Below are 21,323 nucleotides of genomic sequence, written 5' to 3'. Positions count from 1 at the left end.
TTTCTGTAGAACTCGAAAAACGAATTAACGTTTTGAGAACTGTTTGCGACGACGCGCGCCACGCAGACCGACTTTCTTACGCTCAACTTCACGAGCGTCACGAGTAACCAGACCTGCTGATTTCAATGCTGGCTTCAGAGCTGCATCGAATTCGATCAAAGCACGAGTAATACCGTGACGAACCGCACCAGCTTGGCCAGATTCACCGCCGCCTACTACGTTTACCATGATATCGAAAGCTTCGAGGTTGCTTGTGATTTCCAGTGGCTGACGAACGATCATACGGCCAGTTTCGCGAGCGAAATACTGATCCAGATCTTTACCGTTTACCACGATATTGCCAGTACCTTTGGTGATGAACACACGAGCAACTGAGCTCTTGCGACGACCGGTACCGTAGTTGTATTTACCTACCATGATGCAATTCCTTTAGTTCGCGATTGCTTAGATTGCAAGCGATTTAGGTTCTTGCGCAGCATGCGGATGTTCGCTGCCGGCATAAACTTTCATCTTCTTGATCATTGCGTAGCCCAATGGGCCTTTTGGTAGCATGCCTTTAACAGCAAACTCCAAAGCACGGCCTGGGAATTTATTTTGCATTTCAGTGAAGGTACGCTCGTAAATACCACCTGGGTGACCCGTGTGACGGTAGTATTTTTTCGATGTAGCTTTATCGCCAGTAACGCGGAGCTTGTCTGCGTTTACCACAACGATGTAGTCGCCAGTATCGACGTGCGGGGTGTATTCAGCTTTATGTTTGCCACGCAGGCGTTTGGCGATCTCGGCAGCGAGACGGCCCAGCACTAAGTCTGTGGCGTCCACAACGAACCACTCGCGCTTCACCTCGTGCGGCTTGGCAGAAAAGGTTTTCATGACTGCTAGTCCACGTTTTTGATTTTGAGAAAGTCGAGAATTCTAACGAAGAAGTGAACCCCCTGTCAAAGAGTTTATGCAATCAGTGTGCATAAGCCTGCTTGGAGTGCTTCTTAGGGTAAAAAAAACGCAATCTAGGGTAGCCCAGATTGCGCGAAATCCACCAAAAATGGAGGATGGAGGAGACGACACCAAGCAGGCTTGATGTCAGAAGCGATTATCTATGACATGCCCGTGTAAGGCAAGCAGATTTGGTGCAACGCGATAAACGGCCGCACCAAAATAAAACACCCTATTGAAATGGGCGTTGGCAGGCTTTTCCCGCTAAAATAGGTCACTTAAAGAGTTCAATGCGGCGTAAGGCCAAAAGGAGAAACAGGTGAAAGTTCGTGTCAAATGGGTAGAAGAAGTAAGTTTTCTTGCGACATCTGAATCCGGCCACGCCGTTTTGATGGATGGCCCTCCAAGTGGCGGTGGCCGCAACCTAGGGCCACGCCCGATGGAAATGTTATTGATGGGCATGACGGGTTGTTCAACTTACGATGTGATTCATATTTTGAAAAAAGGTCGTGCAGATGTGCGCGACTGCGTCGTGGAAGTGGATGCCGAACGCGCTGAAACCGACCCGAAAGTATTTACTAAAATCCATCTGCATTTCATTGTGACGGGCAAAGCGCTCAAGCCAGAGGTGGTTGAACGGGCGATTAAATTATCCGCCGAGAAATACTGCTCAGCATCGATCATGCTTGGTCAAGTTGTACCGATTAGCCACGACTTTGAAGTGCGCGAAGCCGATTAAAAATTCATTATTCTTAATTTCCGGCAACAAAAAGGGCTCACCAATGAGCCCTTTTTAAATGTATATTACCCTGCTTCAATAAAATTAATGGCTACAGGCAAATACCCCCCCCATCAAGCATCTTGCTGATACAGCCAAGCATAGGGCAAGCCAATTACCAAAGCACCCCCAACAATATTGCCCAGTGTTGCGGGCAACAAATTGTGCAATAGAAAATCACCCCAGCTCGCGTCAAGTCCAGCAAGCATTGCAGCGGGAATAAAGAACATATTCGCAATACTGTGTTCCATGCCCAGCGCCACAAAGGCCATCACCGGCAGCCAGATCGCAAACATTCGACCTAGCGTGTCTTTTGCTGAATAGGCTTGCCAAGCAGCAACACAGACTAAAATATTTGCCAACATCCCCTTAAAGAACGTGGTGACAAATGGGTTTTCTAGCTTGTGATGCGCCACGTTTAATAAATATAAAGTCGCAGGTTCATTAGGCTTAAATAGCCCAGTCATATAGGCAAAAGCCCAAGCTGTAAACAAAGCACCAATAAAATTGCCACCATAGGAAAGCAGCCAAACCCTAGCTACAGTCCCAGCGCTAATTTTGCGCCGTTGTAATGGCACCATTTGCGTTGCGCAATTGGAAGTAAATAAATCCACCCCGGTCAGCACCACTGCAATAAAACCCAAGGGAAACACCGCACCAAAGACAAACTTCAGCAAGCCCGGGTTACTGGCCTGCAAACCGGGTGAACCACCAGCGATCACTAAAGCTAACAGACCACCCAGAGAGATGAACATGCCACCGATGATGGCCATCACCAGCAAGCGATTAATGGGTAGTGCCACTTTATCGAGCGCACTATGCTCAACGTAATCCACAATTCCCGCAGGAGCTAACATGTTTGACATCTCGCCACACCTACTTATTTATTATTCATACGGGCTTTATATCGTTTTCGCTGGTACAAACATAGTCAGAAATTCACACGGCATACCTCTTTTTTGCCATGCTCTGATTTAACTCAAATCCGATAGCTCAAATGGGTCATCACTTTCGATGTTAGCGTCATCAACTGCTTCACTGGCGCAGGCAGTGGCGCTGCCCCGAGCGCAATAGCCTGCTCAGCGTGACTCGTTTCATCAATCGCCATCTGCGTCACAATGGCACGGCTTTTCGCGTCTTGCTCTGGCAGCAGTTCTAAATGGCTTTCCAAGTGCGCAGTCACTTGGCGCTCGGTTTCGGCCAGAAAGCCCAAATTCCATTTATCACCCACCACACCCGCAGTCACGCCCATGGCAAACGAGCCGGCGTACCACAGCGGATTGAGTAAGCTGCGATGGCTGCCCAATTCATCCAAACGCTGGCGCGTCCACGCCAAATGCTCGACTTCTTCGGCGGCCGCTTGTTTAAGGGCGTCGCGCGCGGCAGGATCACGGGCTATTAGCGCCTGACCTTGATACAAAGCTTGCGCGCACACTTCGCCGCAATGATTTACCCGCATCAAACCCGCGGCATGGGTCTTTTCCGCGTCATTCATCTCAGCTTCGGCCAGCTCACGATCTGGATGTGGGCGGATGCTGGCAGCTGGCGCAGCTAAAGTGCGCAGCACCGTATCGAATTCGCCAATAACTTGATCAAGTGTGGGTAATTTGAACATAAGAGAGCTCCATCAGACACACAATTCTACACCGCTGCCGTGGTATGATTCGTTGATATTTTTCATTCCGTCATCAAACAGCAGGAAGATCAATGAAACGCTTTGTTCTTGCCACCACACTGGCCATGTCAAGCATGATTAGTTTTGCAGCTACTGCAACTGCTACCCCAGCAGCCGCCACCACTAATCCGCAAGTTGAAATGATCACCTCCAAAGGTAAAGTCGTTATCGAGCTTTACCCTGAAGCAGCTCCAAAAACTGTAGCCAATTTTTTGCAGTACGTGAAAAGCAAACATTATGATGGCACTATTTTTCACCGTGTCATTAAAGATTTTGTTGTACAAGGTGGTGGTTTCACGCCTGAAATGGAGCAAAAGCCAACTAAAGCTGCCATTGAAAATGAAGCCAAGATGGCATTTGAGAAAGGTCTGAAAAATGATCGCGGCATGGTGGCTATGGCGCGCACTGGCGCTCCTCACTCCGCCACCAGTCAGTTTTATATAAATCTGGTGAACAACGATTCACTGAACTACCCTTCTTTTGATAAATGGGGCTATGCCGTTTTTGCCAAGGTAGTGAGCGGCATGGAAGTTGTTGATCAGATTGCCAAAGCACCTACTGTGCCCGGCGATCAGCCTGCCGAAAATATCATCCTACTCAGCGCCAAAGAGCTACCAGCCAAGGCGGATAAGGCAGCGACAAAAACTGCTTCAAAAGCGAGCAAGGCCAGCAAATAATTCAGTAGTGAAATCAATTAAATACACAGGAGAAAATCTCGATGTCTAAAGTAAAGCTCAGCACCAGCAAGGGTGATATTGTTCTGGAATTGAATGCCGAAAAAGCCCCTATTACCGTTGAAAACTTCCTGCAATACGTTAATGACGGTCACTATGACGGTACGATTTTTCACCGCGTGATTGATGGTTTTATGATTCAGGGCGGCGGTTTTGAGCCGGGCATGAAAGAGAAAAAAGACAAACGTCCAAGCATTCAGAACGAAGCGGACAATGGCTTGAAAAACGACATCTACACCATTGCGATGGCGCGCACACCTGATCCACATTCAGCGTCTGCACAATTCTTTATCAATGCAGCAGATAACGACTTCCTGAACTTCCGCAGCAAAACAGCACAAGGCTGGGGCTATGCGGTATTTGGTGCTGTGGTTGAAGGCCAAGACATCGTTGATGCGATCGAAAAAGTTAAAACCGGTAGCAATGGCTTTCATCAAGACGTGCCGAAAGACGACGTATTGATTATTAAAGCCGAAGTACTCGCTTAAGCTCATTCGCCGGCAGAACCTTCAATCTAAAGCACGGAGTTACTCCGTGCTTTTTTACTATGCCCCGACCCATGACTAGCCCTACGTTACTGATCTCTGACCTGCATCTCTCGCCTGCCGATCCTGCTACGCTCAGGGCATTCTTTACGTTTCTATACCAGCGGGCTCAACACGCTTCAGCACTTTATATTCTCGGCGATTTATTCGAATATTGGCTGGGTGACGATCAACTGGACGATCCGTTTTATGCCAAGATCGCCAACGCGCTGGCGGCATTGCGTCAGCATGGAGTCTCAGTCTATTTCATGCCCGGCAATCGCGATTTTTTACCCGGCCCGCGCTTTGCACAAGCAGCAGGCTTAAGCATTATCCCCGATCCAAGCATCATACAAATTGATGGTCTGCGAGTACTACTAGCACATGGTGATGCTTTTTGTACTGATGACATCGGCTACCAGCGTTATCGCAAACTCGCACGCAATCGACTTGTGCAATGGATTTGGCTCAATTTACCCCGCCGTATTCGCAATCGGGAAGCAGAAAAACTGCGCAATAAATCCAAAGCCATGAATCAACGCAAAGCGATGCAAATCATGGATGTTAATGCCGGCGCAATTCAAACCGCACTCCGAAAATACAATACCCCGGTATTGATCCACGGCCATACCCACAAGCCAGACATACACGAATACCCCGAAGGAATCCGCTACGTTTTGCCTGATTGGCATCAGGGGCAAGGCGGCTACGCGGCGATCTTGCAAGGCAAAATCCAACTATATCGTCAGCTTGAAGAAGGGCTAAGTCAACCCAGCAACATTCAGACTGACGATTGCTAAGTATTTAATATTTAAATAGTTTTAATTTTGTAAGGATTGACTACCGGCTGTCAGCTTTGCTTGAACTCGACAATACAGCGTCATATATTAGCAATCGCTAATGTATTTACTACTCCACACCTACAGGAGAGTTTAAGATGCGCCCAGCCCTGCTCTTTGTCTCAGCCATTCTGCCCCTTGCATTTAATCAATCGATTTATGCTGATGAGTTAGTCACGCAGACACTCGATCTACAACCCGAAGATATTTCCAACAATAAAACGCTGCCAACCGAGCTCAAAAATGGGTACAACTGGTGGCAAAGCAAGGTCAAACTCAACACCGCCTATTTAATGGGCGCACGCGGAGCGGGCGTCAATGTGGCAGTGGTTGATACTGGTGTTGATCTGAATAACACCAAATTCAAAGGGCGTATCTTAGCCGGCTACAACGCCTTTGCACCCGGTGCACTAGCCATGGATGACAATGGCCATGGCACGCATGTTGCAGGTATTATCGGTGCCGCTGCCGATGGCAATTTGATGGTAGGCGCAGCACCTGAAGTCAAAATTATTCCTGTCAAAGTGCTCAATGCAGCAGGCTCAGGTAATGAAGCGACCTTTAATGCCGGGATGAATTTTGCTTCAAAATCAAACGCCAAAATTTTAAGCATGAGCTTGGGGGCCAGCGGCCCATTTGGGCAAGCTGGGCTGCAACAAGCTGTCAATGCCGGCAAATTGGTAGTGATTGCGGCCGGCAATAGCGGGCTGGCCAATCCAGCTTGGCCTGCACGTTACGCCAAAGAGGCATGGGCCAAAGGGCAAGTGATTGCAGTCGGCGCGGTCGATGCCAATAACACCATTGCTTCTTTCTCCAACCGAGCTGGCGACACACGTAATTTCTACGTGGTAGCACCCGGGGTGAATATCGCCTCAACTTATCCGGGTAATCGATTTGCCTATATGTCGGGCACATCGATGGCCGCACCAGTCGTATCGGGTGTAGCCGCAGATATTTACAGCCGCTGGATGTACCTCACAGCCAATCAGGTCGCCACCATTATTTTCCGCACCGCAGATCATTTGGGTACATCCGCAGTGGGTACCCCTGATGCCGTCTACGGCTGGGGCTTAGTCAATGCCGATCGTGCCTTACAGCCAGTCGGCGCGCCCAAAGTGGCGGTGTATAACGCGGGCTACTACGCATTGGCACCGTTAGCGCTGAAAACCAATGCCCTGATTCAAAGCAAAGCTTTTTCGGGGATTGCTTTAACGGCGACCGACGATATTGGTCGTGCCTACGACTACGATTTTGCCGGGGTTACCGATCAGCACTCACAAACCGATTTGGATCACCTGTTTGGTAAAATGGACCGTGATCTCGCTTTGGTTGAGCGCAAAAACAGCCAAACCAGCTTGCAATACAGCATTGCAAATGATGGCGAAAAGACGGGCGTTCATGCATTTAATTTGATTCAAAATTTGTCGAACCAATGGCAAATTGCCACGGGGAACCAAGGCCTGGTTGAACGCTTTATTGGTGGCAGTGCCAATGCCGAAAATCTCCCCTTCACCACGCAGTTTTCTAACCCCTACTTTACCCTTAGTGATGACCGCCTCAGCTATGTTGGCCTAGGTTATCAGCTTGGTAATACCCAAGCGATGCGTTTTGCCTTAATCAATAACTTTGATATTGCCGCCAATGCCACGCAATACCATGCGCAAAACCAACAAAACGGCTGGGTCGCTGAATATCAGCAAGATATTGGCAAAATGCAGTTGAAATTAACTGTCGGGCAACTAAACGAATCCGGCGGGATGCTAGGCACTTACTCACGCAACTCAGGCGCCCTCGATTTTGGCCACAGCCAAACCTTATTTGGTGGCGTATCAAGTTTGATTGCACTGGGCAAAAACACGCATCTACTGGGGCAGTTTAACTTGGGGCGCAGCACATCTGACGGATCGGGTCTGATTGGCAGCACCCAAACCAATACAAACAACTGGAGCTTAGGTTTGTATCAGCAAAAAGTGATCGCCGACAACGATAGTTTGGGCTTGGCCGTTAGCCAGCCGATGCGGGTTAGCTCAGGGAAAATGAATTTACTGCTGCCACAGGTAGATCGTGAAACTGGCAACTCAAGCTATCAGAACCTTGCGATTGATCTGGCGTCACCTGCCACTGAAACAGATCTGGAATTGGCCTATTCCAATAAAATCAGCAATGGTGCTCGCCTAAGGTTTAATGCAGTTTACCGCCATAACGCCGATAACCAACTCGGCGATAAAACTCAGGTGGGTGTGCGTTACCAGCAATCATTCTAAATTCACCCCGCCACCCAGCAAGCCCAGGGTTGTCGCCAACACGCTGGGCTTGCTGCTTATAGCTCGATCTACTCGGTCGCTGATAGCAGCAAAACAGAATCGGATTTATGGTTTAAGATCACTGCATTGCTGATCGCCAAAATCCCTATGCGCCTGCCTTATTTGCCCCGCCCACTCTTATTTTTCATCCTTGGCTTAGTCACCCCAGTGGTCTTGCTGGCCATTGTCCGGGTCAAAAAACTGCCCGAGCTGTCGGTGTGGCATACGCATGTGCCAGTGGGTGATTACCGTGCTGAGCGCACTGATATTCAGCGGTTTTCGCAATATCAACAATTGGAAAAACAACTACTGGTCGATGTTGAAAGCCAGATTATTGCCCACACCAGCGCCGATCAGCAGCGATTAATTAATCGCTATGCCAAGACCTCGCTCACCAACCCGCTCAATTACCCGCAAAACTGGAATTTAAGCTACCTGTTGCCGGGCAAAGCTGGCGGCGAGGCTGTCTTGTTGGTGCATGGGCTATCGGATTCGCCCTACAGCTTGCGAGCCTTGGCGCTCCAACTACACGCAGCCGGTTACACCGTGCTCGGGCTGCGCTTACCTGGGCACGGCACGGCACCAGCCGCGCTGACCCAGTTTAAATGGCAAGATGCCGCGGGTGCTGTCCGCTTGGCAATGCGCGAATTGGCGCAAACACACCAGCGGATTCATGTCGTCGGCTATTCCACTGGCGCTACACTGGCATGTGAATATCAGCTAGCCCGCATGGGTGGTGAGCCATTGCCGGCAATTCGCAGCATGACGCTGATTTCACCCGCGATTGCGGTCACCTCTGCGGCCAAATACGCCAAATGGGTCAGCTATCTCGCGCCGATCAGCGGTGTAGGTGCCGCCGCATGGAGCGAGCTGGCGCCAGAATATAACCCGTACAAATACAATTCATTTCCGTTTAACGCGGCGGTGCAGATGCGCGAATTTACCCTATATCTGCACCAACAATTGCTTGCACGCGCGCCGCTGAACGACTGGCCTCCGACCAATGTGTTTCTCAGCGCCGTGGACAACACGGTGGTGGCCGAACCTGTGGTGACGCTATTGATGTCGCAGCTAAAGCCCAATCGCCATCAGCTGATGCTGTTTGACCTGAATCGCTACGCCGAATACTCACCATTACTCAATCCGCGCGCTGCCGACTGGGCACTGAAATTGGCCGACTCGCACCAGCCCCGCCCGTATCGGCTGCAGTTTGTGACTAATCGCCAGCAAAACCAAGGTTCAGTAGTGAGTATTGAAGACACCCCGGCGGGCGCGATGCAGGCTACGATTCACCCCACGAATTACCAATGGCCCAACGGGATTTTTGCGCTGTCGCATATCGCGCTGCCATTTTCCCCGCAAGACCCATTATTTGGCGATCCGGCACAGCAAGCGAATGATCACACGCTCAAGCTCAATCAAAGCCTGATTGGCGAGCGCGGGCTACTGCAAATCAGCGGCAATGAAATCTTGCGCCTGCGTTATAACCCGTTTTACGCGTTACAAGAGCAAGAAATCCTGCAATTTATCGCTCAGAGTCACTAAGGCGCCAAATCTACCTTCACCCACACCGTAAATCGGCTTTGATTCGATTGCTGGTCAACGCCGGCAATCCGACGGCGATCGTTCGAGCCCTCACTGCGCGTCTCACCAATCGGTAGCCATTCGCCGAGACGGCCTTCTAGCTCGCTATAGGTTTCATGTGCGTTTACGCTACCGTCGCGATTAAAACTGCTGCTTTGTGGCGCCAATTTTAAACTAACGCGCCCATCGCCCAATAAAGCCGGAGCGACATAAAAGCCAGTACCTGCCGCTTGCCAAGCACCACCGTGTTGCACAATCGTATACCCTGGCCGGTATATAAAACTGAGCTGCGGAATAAAGCGCTGCTGCCCCAGCATAATCATTGCATTACTACCTTCGAGTGTGCGCAAGCTTTGCCTACTGCTGACCTCGGACTGCTTTTGCTGCTGACTTAGCTCTAGCCCCAAATGGGCGGCACTGCCTTGATTACTGATCACGACCCCACCATTAACGTCTACTGCCTGTTGCTGGCTTTGTTGCATCGCACGTTGCTCGACCGTAATCGTTACACTGCGCTGTACGGTATCCAGTTGCTCGGCCAAGGCACGAATTTGCCGAAAGCTGGCCTCATCAGGCGCGTTAACTATAATCTGCCCCGAAAACGCTTTGATCGATGCCGTGGGAAACGCCGCCTGCAGGGCTGGGGCTAATTGGCTAGCCAGCTTATGGCGCGGCGCAAAGCTATCGACCACTTCCGCCTGAGCCTGCATTAAGATACCCAGATAGAGTATAAGCCCCCAAACTACATTAATAGATTTAGACACACTCATACCCCTTAAAATGTAAAAAAACGACAGCATGCTCATCGCGTGGCATTCTGCGCCAAGCAGCGTATTTAGCAAGCAGCTCAGCGCACAAGAGCTAGACTGAAATATCATACCGCGCAGAGTCTGTGCCATGCCTCGTCCCCCGTTACCGCATGCTAGCCCCGCGTTTAGTCATGCACATGCGCTCACCATCAGCGAAATTACGACCCGGCTCAATGTGAACACCGCCAGCGGGTTAGATTCCGCTGCGGTCAATCTGCATCGTAATACTTTCGGCAGCAACACGCTGGCACAAACGGCCAGCCGCAGTGGCTGGTTGGTCTTTCTTAGCCAATTTCGCAGTGCACTGATTTTGGTATTAATCGGGGCAGCTCTACTTTCGGCCAGTATCGGTAATTACAAAGATGCCGTCATTATTTTGAGTGTGGTGCTCATCAATGCCTTGGTGAGTTTTTATCAGGAATACCGCGCAGAACAAAGTTTGTCTGCGCTCAAGGCCATGTTACCCCCACAAACGCAGGTGCGGCGTCAAGGCAAGCTGCAGACACTTGAAGCGAGTGCGCTAGTTCCGGGTGACATTGTGCTGCTGGAGGCGGGGGATCGCGTCCCCGCCGATGGACGATTGATATTGGCCGCCAGCTTGGAAATTGACGAGTCCTCCCTGACTGGGGAATCACTCCCCTGCGCCAAACAGGTCGGCTCCGCACTTGCGGCCAATACCCCGCTGGCCGAGCGTCACAACATGGCTTATATGAATACCTTGGTGACGCGCGGGCGTGCAGAACTGCTAATCACAGCCACTGGCGCGCATACTGAAATGGGGCAAATATCCGCCTTATTAGCCAGTACCAGCGAAGCTGCCACGCCACTGCAACTACAACTAGATGTCTTGGGCAAGAAACTAGGGCTGATCGCCATCATCATGGTGCTGCTATTGGCAGGGCTGGAATGGCTACGCGGCGAAGCCTTGGCGCAAATTATGCTCAATGCAATCGCGCTGGGCGTGGCGGCCATACCCGAAGGCTTGCCCGTCGTTGTGACCGTTACTTTGGCGCTAGGCATGCATCAAATGGCCAAACAGCATGCCATTGTTAAACGACTGGCCAGCGTTGAAACGCTAGGCTGCACCACAGTCATTTGCTCGGATAAAACCGGCACGCTCACGCTCAATCAAATGACGGCCAAGATGGTGTACTTCCAGCAACGCTGGTTTGATATCAGCGGCGAAGGTTATCACCGCAGTGGTGATATCAGCGCACGGGATCAGCAAGCATTACCTGACTTTGCGCCGCTCTGCGCGCCATTAGTGGCCTGCAATGACAGCCGCTTGCTGCAGGATCAAATTATTGGCGACCCAATGGAGGCGGCATTATTGGTTTTGGCGCATAAATTGGGCAGCGAATCGGCAATCGCCAGCCGCCATACCGAAATCCCCTTTGATAGCGCACATAAATACATGGCCACTTTTCACCGAGTGGGAGACACACTGCATATTTTCGTTAAGGGTGCACCGGAGGTTTTGCTGGCACTCAGTAGCCACAGCTTGCATCCCGCAGGGTTAAGCACCATGAGCGAAACAGAACGACAGCACATCTTAGCGGCCTACACCCAAATGGCCGAGCAAGGCTTACGTGGCTTATTGATCGCCAGCCGCCAAATTTCAGCCAGCCAATTTGCTGCGGCCCCCTCGCTGCACCAACATATCAATGAGCTGACCTTTGTAGCGCTGCTCGGTTTACAAGACCCACCACGCCCAGAAGCCCGTACCGCGATTGCTCACTGCCAGCAAGCCGGGATTGCCGTCAAAATGATCACCGGAGATCATCAGGCTACAGGCATGGCCATTGCACAGCAGCTAGGGCTGGCTGGCCGCAGTATCACTGGCACCGAGCTGGAATTACTTAGTGAAACGCAACTGGCGGAGCAGATTGAGCAAATCGTTGTTTTTGCCCGAGTCTCACCCGCACATAAGGTCAAAATTGTGACCGCACTGCAAGCCAATCAGCATGTGGTTGCCATGACCGGCGATGGCGTTAACGATGCACCTGCCCTCAAAACGGCTGATATCGGCATCGCCATGGGCAAACAAGGCAGCGCAGTAGCTAAGGAAGCGGCCACCATGGTGCTGACGGATGACAATTTCGCCACCATTGTCAGCGCGGTACAACAGGGGCGTACTTTGTACGAAAACATCCTGAAGTTTGTGCGTTTTCAGCTTTCAACCACCATCGGCGCAGTGCTCACGGTATTTGCCGCCCCGCTACTGGGTTTACCCGCACCGTTTACCCCAATTCAAATTTTATGGATTGCCATCATCATGGATGGCCCACCGGCCATTTCACTGGCGCTCGACCCAGCACGCGCCGACATTATGGTACAAACCCCACGCAGCCGTGACGCGGCAGTACTCAGCACCAGCCGCCTGACCCGTATTGTGGCCTGCGGCGGCACGATGATGGTGGGTACTTTGGGCTTGCTCGCATGGTCACTCACACAAGGCAGCGCGGAGCGCGCAGCTACGATGGCATTTACCACCTTTGTGTTATTTCAGTTTTTCAATGTATTTAATGCGCGCAATGAGCAATCAAGTGCTTTTAACCCGCATTTTTTCAGCAATCGGATGCTGTGGTTATCACTCAGCGGCGTACTGGCATTGCAGATCATCGCCGTTCATTGGCCACCCGCACAGGCGCTGTTTGCCACCCACGGCATGAACTGGAGCGACTGGCCAATCTGTATCGCCATTGCATCGAGTATTTGGCTACTAGAAGAAGCAAGGAAATATCTCTATCCTTTTTTTCATAGGTATCTTGCCAGAAGTATTACCTAGTTTAACTCTCCAGCCAATACCACGGCACTGCATATCAAGCCTAGCAAGGCGTGGATAATAGCCAGCCCGGCCACGTGATCGATTTTCGCACTAGCTGGCAAGCAACCAGCTTTCTGACGCAAGCGCTCAAAATTTACGTGAACACCGATCACAATCTGGGTGCTTGGGAAGAAATCGATGTAGTTCAATTACAAGGCGTAGCACCGCTACCCGAACCAGAAACCTATGCTTTAATGGGTTTAGGTTTATTAGCCTTAGCAATGCGCCGTCGCAAACAAGCCGTGTGATCTAAACACGCGAGCCAAATAAAAGCCCGGTTAAACCGGGCTTTTATTTGGTTGCATTACTCGTTCATTGGTAGCAACAAGGCCACTGCTTGCGCCTCAACCGCATTGCCCTCACCCACTGGGCCGAGCTTTTCGTAAGTTTTGGCTTTGACATTCACACAACTTGGATCAATCGCTAAATCGGCGGCGATATTAGCGACCATGGCCGGAATATGTGGCGCCATTTTGGGCTGCTGAATCAAAATCGACGCATCCACATTCCCCACTCGCCAGCCCGCAATCCGAACGCGATCCACCGCTTCTCGCAGCAGCACGCGGCTATCGGCGCCTTTAAACTCGAGCGCAGTATCCGGAAAATGCCGCCCAATATCGCCCAAACCCGCGCCACCGAGCACGGCATCGGTAATGGCGTGCAGCAAAGCATCGGCATCCGAATGACCGAGCAAGCCTTTTTCATAGGGTATATGCACCCCACCCAGTATTAACGGGCGCTCTGTCACCATACGGTGCACATCCCAGCCTTGGCCGATTCGAAAAGGTAATGCCATACAATGTCCTTCAATCAATAATATATTGGTCAAGTCACCTAAATCTTATTAGTACTTGATGAGGAATATACTCATTCATTTTTTTGCTTGGCGTTTTCCAGTCTTTCCATTGATTCGTCTGCCTTGCCAACAAAATATTTAAACAACATGATAAATGGCAGCAAAACAATAAAACCAAAGAATATAAAACCCGCATAGACGGGTGCCGCCATTAATGAATAACCTGAATTTGAAATCAACACACCAAAAAAAGGAATTAATATCGATAAAACGATAGCGATTAACAAATACTTCCAGACTGCTCCAGCTGATTTGTTAACAGTGGCAAGCTTTTCTTGTTTTTCAAGTAGCTCATCAGATTGTTTGCTTTGTGTATTATCCGTTGTATTCATACCCACCCTTTTATAGCCAGTATTTAGTGTGCCAAGCTGGCACGTCACGCACTTTTTTCACCCATCGGCAAAAAATTAAGCAATACCAAACGAAGTGTTTGTAACAACGCAGCCGATAGCAGAATGCAAGGATAATTGCGTACAGCTAGAAATGCTATCGTTCAACTCTCAATAAAAGCCCAGCCAGCGTCAAATCCTGCGGATAAGTCACTTTCAAATTCCACGGGCTGCCCATGATGAGTTTTGGTGATTTACCCAAGCGCTCAAGCGCACTCGCTTCGTCGGTAATGTCGGCTACATGTTCTGGCAAAGCGTCTTGTAATGCAGCGAGAAGCTCGCCACGGCGGAACATTTGCGGGGTTTGCGCTTGCCACAGGCCATCGCGCGGCGTGGTGCGCGCAATGCGTTGCTCCGGCGCAGCGACCTTGAGGGTATCTGCCACCGGCACAGCCAGAATACCGCCTACCGCGTCATACTCCAACTCAGTAATCATGCCATCGACTTGTGCGCTAGTCAGGCAAGGGCGCGCAGCGTCGTGCACCAGCACCCAAGACTCATCGGCCGCGTCGATTGCCGCGAGGCCATTCATCACCGATTCGGCGCGACTCGCTCCGCCGACGCACAGTACTTGCAGGCGCTCCAGACTGCCCAACAAAGCCGCCCAATCATAGCTACCCCACCATTCGTCTTCGGGCGAGACCACGACGACAACCTGATCAATCTGCGCCGCACCGAGCAAGGCACGCAGCGTATGTGCAATCAGCGGCTGGCCAAGTAAATCGAGGTATTGCTTGGGCGTGGCGCTGGCCATCCGGCTACCGCTACCGGCGGCGGGAACGAGGGCGATTTTTTTCATAAGCGTTTTCGTAATAAGCCAGCGAACAAGGCTATCAAATCTGGAGTTGATTTTGGACTATGAATAATTTTGCGTTTTTTTAAACGCTTCAATAGCCGTGCCTTGGTGAAAAATCATTTGCCAATTTTCGGCTTCCAATTTCCAAATCGAACTGCGAACTGCACAGTTTGCTAACTGGTCATCGTCGAGCAATTTGGCAGACTTATAACGCAGCAACACCAGCTCAGGGCTAAAGACTTGTAACTCATAGTCTTGCGACCAAACTCGGTAAGGCGTTTCAACCTTGAGAGCCTCAATGATGTTAGCTCGATCAAATTGCAGCCCTGTGCGCCCTATTTCGACAAAATTGGCATGTAATAACTGACACAGTTGTTCATGGTCTTGCCGTATCTGCGTGCCATGCAATCTCACTTCCGCAGTTCGCAATTGATCGAGCAAATTGGCCGTTTGCATTTACTCTTCCGGATACGCCACGTAAACGTCGCGGATAATCACGTCGCTACGCGCGGTGAGCCATGCGGCGATCAGGTCGGCTACGGGTTGATCTTCGATTGCGGCGACGCCGTATTGGCGCACCACCAGCCATTTTGGCGCTTCGCTGGCGACGTTGAAGTCAAAATCAGCGATCGGCAGTTTCGCATCGGCTGCCACTTTAAACAGGGTATCTTGCGCAGATTCATCGGGCACTTCGGCTTCAATCACATACGTAGCTGCAGTATGTTGATAAATGCGTTCCAGCACTTCGTACACTGGGTAGCTCACACCATCGAGTTCACGCGCGCCGCGCGGTACGCCGTCGAGTAGCAGAATATCGCCGTGGCCGATTTCCAGATCGGGCAGCGGCACGCCATGGATGCGCGCTCGCGCCGGGTCTAGCCGCTCGCCCCAGATTACTTCTTGCTGCTTACCGATGCGAATCCGAATCGCGACGCGCTCGCTGCTGGTGCTGAGCGCAGCCAATTGCTCGGCGCTAAAGGTCTGATCAAACTTGGCCCATGCTTGCGCCGCCGTCGCCCAATCTTGATTGGCGGTGGCGGCAATGCCTAGATTCCACCATGCGGCCTCGTCGTCAGGCTTGATTTCGAGCGCACGTGCGTTGTGCTGCTGCGCCTTGGGCCAGTTGCTGGGCTCGCTGTTTTTATACAGCAGCGCCAGATCGTAATGCGTTTGCGCGTCTTGCTCGTCGATCGCCAGCGCGGCGAGGAAATGTTGTTCGGCCTGCGCTAGCTCGCCCTCTTCCCAAGCGGCGTGCGCGGCGGTTTTTAATTCGGTGGTATTCATGCAAACACTCATGATGTTAAGCCTCAGGTGCGGCAGGTTTAGGTTCTAAAGTACGCCACAGGCAATCGGCTTTATTGATTTTATCGAGTTCATCCAGATAGGCGTGGTGCAGCGCCAAATCCTCAGCACTAGGCTGGGTAATCATCAGCGGCGCGCGCATGCTACGGCGAGCCGCGTTGGCGGCAGCTTCTTCTTTGGTTGGTTCAAAATCGATCAGCAGGCTGTCTTGCCCGCGCGTCATCGCCATATAGACTTCGGCGAGCAACTCGCAGTCGATCAGGGCGCCGTGCAAAGTACGGCCAGAGCGATCGACTTCGTAACGGTCACACAAGGCATCAAGGCTATTGCGCTTGCCCGGCCACAGGTCTTTGGCCATTTTTAGCGTGTCGGTCACGCGCTCGACGTAATCTTCGATTTTGCCGCGCCCGAGCAGGCCTAGCTCCATATTCAGGTAGCCGACGTCAAACGGCGCATTATGAATAATCAGCTCGCTGCCACGAACAAACTCCAGAAACTCATCAACGATGGCGGCAAATTTGGGCTTGTCGGCCAGAAACTGCGTGGTCAGTCCGTGCACGTTCAACGCGCCCTCTTCCGAATCGCGCCCGGGATTGATATAGCGGTGCAAGTGTCGATCTGGGGCCGAGAGCTTGCGATCAATCATTTCAACCGCAGCAATCTCCAAAATACGGTTGCCGTCTTCCACGCGCAAACCGGTGGTTTCGGTATCGAGAAAAATCAGTCTTTGAGCCATGGTGAAACCGCTGCCTAACATCGAATAGGCCGCTATTGTAAAGGATGCCGCGCCTTACTACATGTTTTAGCGCAGCGTTTTAGCCCAATGGCGCTGATTCATGCCCTACAGCTAGTCGTTTAGCAAATGCGCGGCAGCTGCTCGCCATTGAGCCAATCCACCATCCGCCGCCCGCCAAATGCGGTTTCCATCTGCACAAAGGCGTGTTCATCGGCGATCACCTCGCCGATGATCGCCGCATCGCGCCCCAACGGGTGGCTGCGCATCGCGGCCAGCAGCGCGTCGGCATCGGCAGCGGCGCAATAGGCGACTAGTTTGCCTTCATTGGCCACATACAGCGGATCGAGCCCCAGCAATTCACAAGCAGCGGCGACTTCGCTGCGCACCGGAATGGCGGCCTCTCGAATCACCATGCCATGGCCGCTGGCGTGGGCAAATTCATTCAGCACGGCGGCAAGCCCGCCGCGCGTGGGGTCGCGCAGCGCGTGCAGCGTGGGCACGGATTCCAGCATCGCCACCACCAGCGTATGCAGGGCCGCGGTATCGGATTGAATGGTGGTCTCGAAAGTCAGGTTTTCGCGTTGCGACATAATCGCCACGCCATGATCGCCCAACATACCCGACACCAGTATCTTGTCGCCCACCTTAATATTTGATGCTTTTAGGTCAATACCCTCAGGCATCACCCCTACGCCAGTGGTGGTGATAAACACCCCGTCGCCCTTGCCTGCCTCCACCACCTTGGTGTCACCCGTGACAATCGGCACCCCGGCCTCGCGCGCCGCCGCCGCCATCGAGGCCACAATGCGCTGTAGATCGGCCAGCGGAAAACCTTCTTCCAGAATAAACCCGGCGGATAAATACAGCGGCCGCGCGCCCATCATCGCCACATCATTGATCGTGCCATGCACCGCAAGGCAACCGATGTCGCCACCGGCGAAAAATAGCGGCGACACCACATGGCTATCAGTGGCCATCACTAGCCGGCCATGGGCTGGCGGCAGCACCGCGCCATCACCCTGCTCGGCCAGAATATCATTGGCAAAATGGCGCGCAAACAGCTCATCAATCAACTGCGCCATCGCCCGGCCACCGCTGCCATGGCTCATATCAACGCGGCCGTTTTTCAAATCGAGGGGGCGGGTGTAGGTTTTCATGGTGGGCCTGCTGAGTGATTCATTGGAGTGTTGGGTAGGTTGAGCAAGGCGATACTCATCCTACGAGCTCGTCTCACCTATTCCAGTGTGGAATGAAAATAAACTCAATATCTGATCTTTCATTTAGAGCTTGCATCGCCTTACAAATCTTCGTCTTGATAATGTCTGGATTCAATTTACAATCATCACCCAATTTAAGAACTACAACATAATCAGGCTTTGCATCCTCTGGCACCAGCCAATGTTCCAAATGTCTCTGGGCGCAATAACGCCGCTCCAATATTTCAAAATAATATTTCTCGTTCTGATTTCTATTTAAAAGCACAAAAAGGCTTGGAACAGTTGGATCAAGATAATCTCGCCCTACGAAAAGCAAGCATTCAGAAGATTCAGCATCAACAACCCACATCTCGCGGTACGAAGCAATATGCAAGCGATACTGCTCTTTCACCATGGGCAATTCATCTTCCGGAATACGTAATAACTCAAAAGCCATATAAGCCACCAACCAATTTCGATAGCAATCGAAGATCTACTCAAGCAAAGTTCACTTGCCTAGTTTTTCCAGCAAAACACCAAAATCTACTTCATCCTCAGAAAAGCAATAATCATCTTTCGCTGTTTTGATATGCAAATATTGTTTTGCATCGGGCTGGCGCTTCTTTTTGCGTAGCCAAGTCGATACCACACCGGCAAGCAACAAACCAAATGGGCTACCGATGTAGTGATTACCCTGTTGCTCAAGCCGGATCGCGCGCTCTTTGGCTGATTCGTAATCCACCCAATGCTGCTTGATGTCACTACGTTTGAATTGAAGATTACCAATTTGAATGACTTCATCCTGCATTGCGATTCCTCTCAATGGCGATTTCGTGCGACCCAATGCCTAACGCGACTGGGCTTTACGGTGCGACCTGTGCATTTGCAATCATGCATGATGCGAAAAATTGACGACCTAAGTTTAGAGCCTCTTCATCTGACGTTGTTGCTAGCATCGCATCAGTGAATTTTCTAGCGTCCGCCATAGGCATTGAAGGTGGATTTTTAGCCAAGATTGCATACACCCTTTCTTTTGTTGCATTAATATCTTTTAGTATTTTGACCATCATAGGAAACTGCGAGTTATTGAAACAAATTTTCGCAACCTGCTTAAATTTTGCTTCAAACTCTTGGTTTTCTGTAGCAAGACAATTACCAAATTTACTTAGCGCAACACTTTCAGGACTGTGGGTATTACGCCAAATCTCTTCCTCATTCGCCAATTGAGCATCTAAAAGCTCGACGCCCGATTTTTGAAAAGCATAGTCATGTGCCTGCTCATCATTTTTTCGCGTCAGCCCTACAATCATCATGATTGCGAGTTTATTCAACCCACGATCAGTACAAAATTTCACAGGATTGTCTGTTGCGCTAACCATCAATTTTTCTAAGCGCAAAAAATCCTCCGCGCCAGTATCTGCGTGCGCCAAGCAAGAAATAAAAAACAAAAATAGCGCAAATATAAGTTTTTTCAATTTAACCACCTAAAAAAGATAAAATATACGCAAGATATATATGATATTTTCTAATGCTTTTTATACAGGCTTGCTTGTTTATCACCCCCCCCCCCTAAACCGCCCATAAGTATAATGCGCCGCGCACGCCCCCTCCGACGAAACCATGCACGCACCTAGCGGGTGATCCGGCGTGCAGACGGTGCCGAAGACTTTGCAATCGGCTGGGCGCTTGTGCCCGCGCAAAATCGCGGCGCATTCGCAGGCTTTGTGGTCGGGGACTTGCGCGTAGCCGACCTGATAGCGCAGCTCGGCGTCGAATTGGGCGAACTCGGGGCGGATTTTCAGCGCACTAAGTGGCACTTCGCCAAGCCCACGCCAGTCGAACCTATCGCGCAATTCAAAGACCTGCTCGCACAAGCCTTGCGCCTTGCGGTTGCCATCGCGCCTAACGGCGCGGGTGAATTCGTTTTCGACCTCGGCGCGGCCAGTGTTGATTTGCTGGATTAGCATCAAGATCGCCTGCATCACGTCCAGCGGCTCAAAGCCGGCGATCACCACCGGGCGCTGGTAGCGCGCCACAAAGCCTTCGTATTGCCCCGAGCCGATCACGGTGCTGACATGAGCGGGGCCGACAAAACCATCAATCGCCACCGCGGCGGGGTCTTGTTGCGATTCCATGATGTGCACCATCGCCGCCGGGGTGAGCACGTGATTGCACAGCACGCTGAAATTCGCCAGCTGCAGCCGCTGCGCCTGCAGGATGATGGCGGCGGTGGGGGGCGTGGTGGTTTCGAAGCCAATCGCGAAAAACACCACCGCGCGGCTGGGGTTGTCTTGCGCGATGCGCAGCGCATCGGCACTGGAATAGACCATGCGAATATCCGCGCCCTGCGCCTTGGCCTTCAGTAGCGATAGCCCACCGCTGGCTGGGACGCGCAGCGTGTCGGCGTAGGTACAGAGAATGACATCGTGCTGGGTGGCCAACGCAATCGCGCTATCAATGCGGCCAATCGGCAGCACGCACACCGGGCAGCCCGGGCCGTGGATCAGCCGCACATTAGCGGGCAACAAATCTTGCAGGCCATAGCGCGAAATCGCGTGCGTATGCCCGCCGCAAAACTCCATCAGCCGGTATTCGCGCGTGGGGTTGACGGTAGCGGCAATGGTCTTGGCCAGCCCGCGGGCCAGCTCGCCATCGCGAAATTCAGCAATGTATTTCATGCGCGCCTCACTGATACGGGACTGGGTTGGCGGGGTCGAGCTGTGCCATTTGCGCAAACAGCGCCAGCGTTTGCTCGGCCTCGGTGGGGTCGAGCTTGCCGATGGCAAAGCCGACATGGACGATCAGATAGTCGCCGACCGCGACCTCATCGACCAAGGCAATCGAGATCACCTTGTGCACGCCGCCCAATTCAATACGCGCCTGATCACCGTCAAGCAGCTCGGCAACGCGCGCGGGGATAGCCAGACACATAAAAGCTCCTTGCTGAAAGCTGTGCTTTGATGATTGAAGCACGGCCAGCTTGCAGGAAGTTTGATCCACATTCAATCGATGCAATAAGCGCTTAGAATTGCAACACCATAG

At 51.6% G+C, this 21,323-nt stretch carries 25 protein-coding genes; 8 read left to right on the top strand and 17 right to left on the bottom strand.

Annotated features, from left to right (window positions below):
* Positions 1-24 precede the first annotated feature (24 nt).
* Both rpsI and rplM read right to left on the bottom strand, forming a co-directional pair.
* Positions 25-417, bottom strand: a complete 393-nt coding sequence (gene rpsI, locus HZU75_RS12085; protein ID WP_157669697.1) for a 30S ribosomal protein S9 — start codon at positions 415-417, stop codon at positions 25-27.
* Between the two features lie 27 nt (positions 418-444).
* The gene (gene rplM / locus HZU75_RS12080; protein ID WP_157669698.1) at positions 445-873 is read right to left on the bottom strand and encodes a 50S ribosomal protein L13; all 429 of its coding nucleotides are present in this window, start codon (positions 871-873) and stop codon (positions 445-447) included.
* A gap of 379 nt (positions 874-1,252) precedes the next feature.
* On the opposite strand from rplM, the gene HZU75_RS12075 reads away from it, so the two are divergent.
* On the top strand, positions 1,253-1,672 hold the full coding sequence (locus HZU75_RS12075) for an OsmC family protein (protein ID WP_180306286.1): 420 nt from the start codon (positions 1,253-1,255) through the stop codon (positions 1,670-1,672).
* Positions 1,673-1,785: 113 nt separating this feature from the next.
* Here HZU75_RS12075 and HZU75_RS12070 read toward each other — a convergent pair whose 3' ends face one another.
* The gene (locus HZU75_RS12070) at positions 1,786-2,577 is read right to left on the bottom strand and encodes a formate/nitrite transporter family protein (protein WP_228028045.1); all 792 of its coding nucleotides are present in this window, start codon (positions 2,575-2,577) and stop codon (positions 1,786-1,788) included.
* Between the two features lie 113 nt (positions 2,578-2,690).
* Positions 2,691-3,326, bottom strand: coding sequence for a 2-polyprenyl-3-methyl-6-methoxy-1,4-benzoquinone monooxygenase (gene coq7 / locus HZU75_RS12065; RefSeq protein ID WP_180306285.1), 636 nt, complete (start codon positions 3,324-3,326; stop codon positions 2,691-2,693).
* Positions 3,327-3,460: 134 nt separating this feature from the next.
* Here coq7 and HZU75_RS12060 point away from each other — a divergent pair, with 134 nt between their 5' ends.
* The 5 genes from HZU75_RS12060 (at position 3,461) to HZU75_RS12040 (ending at position 9,331) form a co-directional block, all read left to right on the top strand.
* On the top strand, positions 3,461-4,063 hold the full coding sequence (locus tag HZU75_RS12060; RefSeq protein WP_228028272.1) for a peptidylprolyl isomerase: 603 nt from the start codon (positions 3,461-3,463) through the stop codon (positions 4,061-4,063).
* Between the two features lie 41 nt (positions 4,064-4,104).
* Positions 4,105-4,608 (top strand): peptidylprolyl isomerase, encoded by a 504-nt coding sequence (locus HZU75_RS12055; RefSeq protein ID WP_180306284.1) that lies wholly within the window; start codon positions 4,105-4,107, stop codon positions 4,606-4,608.
* Between the two features lie 71 nt (positions 4,609-4,679).
* Entirely contained in the window at positions 4,680-5,444 is a 765-nt protein-coding gene (locus tag HZU75_RS12050; protein ID WP_180306283.1) for a UDP-2,3-diacylglucosamine diphosphatase, read from the top strand.
* A gap of 137 nt (positions 5,445-5,581) precedes the next feature.
* On the top strand, positions 5,582-7,747 hold the full coding sequence (locus HZU75_RS12045; protein WP_180306282.1) for a S8 family peptidase: 2,166 nt from the start codon (positions 5,582-5,584) through the stop codon (positions 7,745-7,747).
* A gap of 126 nt (positions 7,748-7,873) precedes the next feature.
* The gene (locus HZU75_RS12040) at positions 7,874-9,331 is read left to right on the top strand and encodes an alpha/beta hydrolase (RefSeq protein WP_180306281.1); all 1,458 of its coding nucleotides are present in this window, start codon (positions 7,874-7,876) and stop codon (positions 9,329-9,331) included.
* Here the strand turns inward: HZU75_RS12040 and HZU75_RS12035 are convergent.
* A complete protein-coding gene (locus tag HZU75_RS12035; RefSeq protein ID WP_180306280.1) occupies positions 9,328-10,134 on the bottom strand; it encodes a hypothetical protein in 807 nt (268 codons plus the stop codon). The genes HZU75_RS12040 and HZU75_RS12035 overlap by 4 nt on opposite strands.
* 133 nt (positions 10,135-10,267) lie before the next feature.
* On the opposite strand from HZU75_RS12035, the gene HZU75_RS12030 reads away from it, so the two are divergent.
* A complete protein-coding gene (locus HZU75_RS12030; RefSeq protein WP_180306279.1) occupies positions 10,268-12,967 on the top strand; it encodes a cation-translocating P-type ATPase in 2,700 nt (899 codons plus the stop codon).
* Between the two features lie 50 nt (positions 12,968-13,017).
* A complete protein-coding gene (locus tag HZU75_RS12025) occupies positions 13,018-13,254 on the top strand; it encodes a PEP-CTERM sorting domain-containing protein (protein WP_180306278.1) in 237 nt (78 codons plus the stop codon).
* A 56-nt stretch (positions 13,255-13,310) separates the two neighbouring features.
* On the opposite strand, the gene ispF is transcribed toward HZU75_RS12025, so the two are convergent.
* The 12 genes from ispF to HZU75_RS11965 all read right to left on the bottom strand — a co-directional run bounded on the left by ispF (position 13,311) and on the right by HZU75_RS11965 (position 21,212).
* Entirely contained in the window at positions 13,311-13,802 is a 492-nt protein-coding gene (gene ispF, locus HZU75_RS12020; RefSeq protein ID WP_180306277.1) for a 2-C-methyl-D-erythritol 2,4-cyclodiphosphate synthase, read from the bottom strand.
* Positions 13,803-13,873: 71 nt separating this feature from the next.
* On the bottom strand, positions 13,874-14,194 hold the full coding sequence (locus HZU75_RS12015) for a hypothetical protein (protein WP_180306276.1): 321 nt from the start codon (positions 14,192-14,194) through the stop codon (positions 13,874-13,876).
* A gap of 154 nt (positions 14,195-14,348) precedes the next feature.
* Positions 14,349-15,050 (bottom strand): 2-C-methyl-D-erythritol 4-phosphate cytidylyltransferase, encoded by a 702-nt coding sequence (gene ispD, locus HZU75_RS12010; protein WP_180306275.1) that lies wholly within the window; start codon positions 15,048-15,050, stop codon positions 14,349-14,351.
* Between the two features lie 57 nt (positions 15,051-15,107).
* Positions 15,108-15,503, bottom strand: a complete 396-nt coding sequence (locus HZU75_RS12005; RefSeq protein ID WP_180306274.1) for a nuclear transport factor 2 family protein — start codon at positions 15,501-15,503, stop codon at positions 15,108-15,110.
* A complete protein-coding gene (locus HZU75_RS12000; protein ID WP_180306273.1) occupies positions 15,504-16,331 on the bottom strand; it encodes a hypothetical protein in 828 nt (275 codons plus the stop codon).
* Between the two features lie 16 nt (positions 16,332-16,347).
* Positions 16,348-17,085, bottom strand: coding sequence for a DNA polymerase III subunit epsilon (gene dnaQ / locus HZU75_RS11995; protein ID WP_180306272.1), 738 nt, complete (start codon positions 17,083-17,085; stop codon positions 16,348-16,350).
* A gap of 119 nt (positions 17,086-17,204) precedes the next feature.
* The gene (gene hypE, locus HZU75_RS11990) at positions 17,205-18,242 is read right to left on the bottom strand and encodes a hydrogenase expression/formation protein HypE (protein WP_180306271.1); all 1,038 of its coding nucleotides are present in this window, start codon (positions 18,240-18,242) and stop codon (positions 17,205-17,207) included.
* Positions 18,243-18,315: 73 nt separating this feature from the next.
* Positions 18,316-18,738: a hypothetical protein gene (locus tag HZU75_RS11985; RefSeq protein WP_180306270.1), complete on the bottom strand. Its 423-nt coding sequence runs from the start codon at positions 18,736-18,738 to the stop codon at positions 18,316-18,318.
* Positions 18,739-18,789: 51 nt separating this feature from the next.
* Positions 18,790-19,089 (bottom strand): hypothetical protein, encoded by a 300-nt coding sequence (locus tag HZU75_RS11980; protein ID WP_180306269.1) that lies wholly within the window; start codon positions 19,087-19,089, stop codon positions 18,790-18,792.
* A 55-nt stretch (positions 19,090-19,144) separates the two neighbouring features.
* Positions 19,145-19,756, bottom strand: a complete 612-nt coding sequence (locus tag HZU75_RS11975) for a hypothetical protein (protein ID WP_180306268.1) — start codon at positions 19,754-19,756, stop codon at positions 19,145-19,147.
* An 81-nt stretch (positions 19,757-19,837) separates the two neighbouring features.
* Positions 19,838-20,959 carry a hydrogenase formation protein HypD gene (gene hypD / locus HZU75_RS11970; protein ID WP_180306267.1) on the bottom strand — a complete coding sequence of 374 codons (1,122 nt, stop codon included), beginning with the start codon at positions 20,957-20,959 and terminating at the stop codon, positions 19,838-19,840.
* Between the two features lie 7 nt (positions 20,960-20,966).
* The gene (locus HZU75_RS11965; RefSeq protein WP_180306266.1) at positions 20,967-21,212 is read right to left on the bottom strand and encodes a HypC/HybG/HupF family hydrogenase formation chaperone; all 246 of its coding nucleotides are present in this window, start codon (positions 21,210-21,212) and stop codon (positions 20,967-20,969) included.
* Between the last annotated feature and the right edge of the window lie 111 nt (positions 21,213-21,323).

The organism is Chitinibacter fontanus (assembly GCF_013423785.1).
GTDB lineage: Bacteria > Pseudomonadota > Gammaproteobacteria > Burkholderiales > Chitinibacteraceae > Chitinibacter > Chitinibacter fontanus.
The sequence above is the reverse complement of the archived record's forward strand: the minus strand, read 5'-3'. Positions and strand labels throughout refer to the sequence as shown.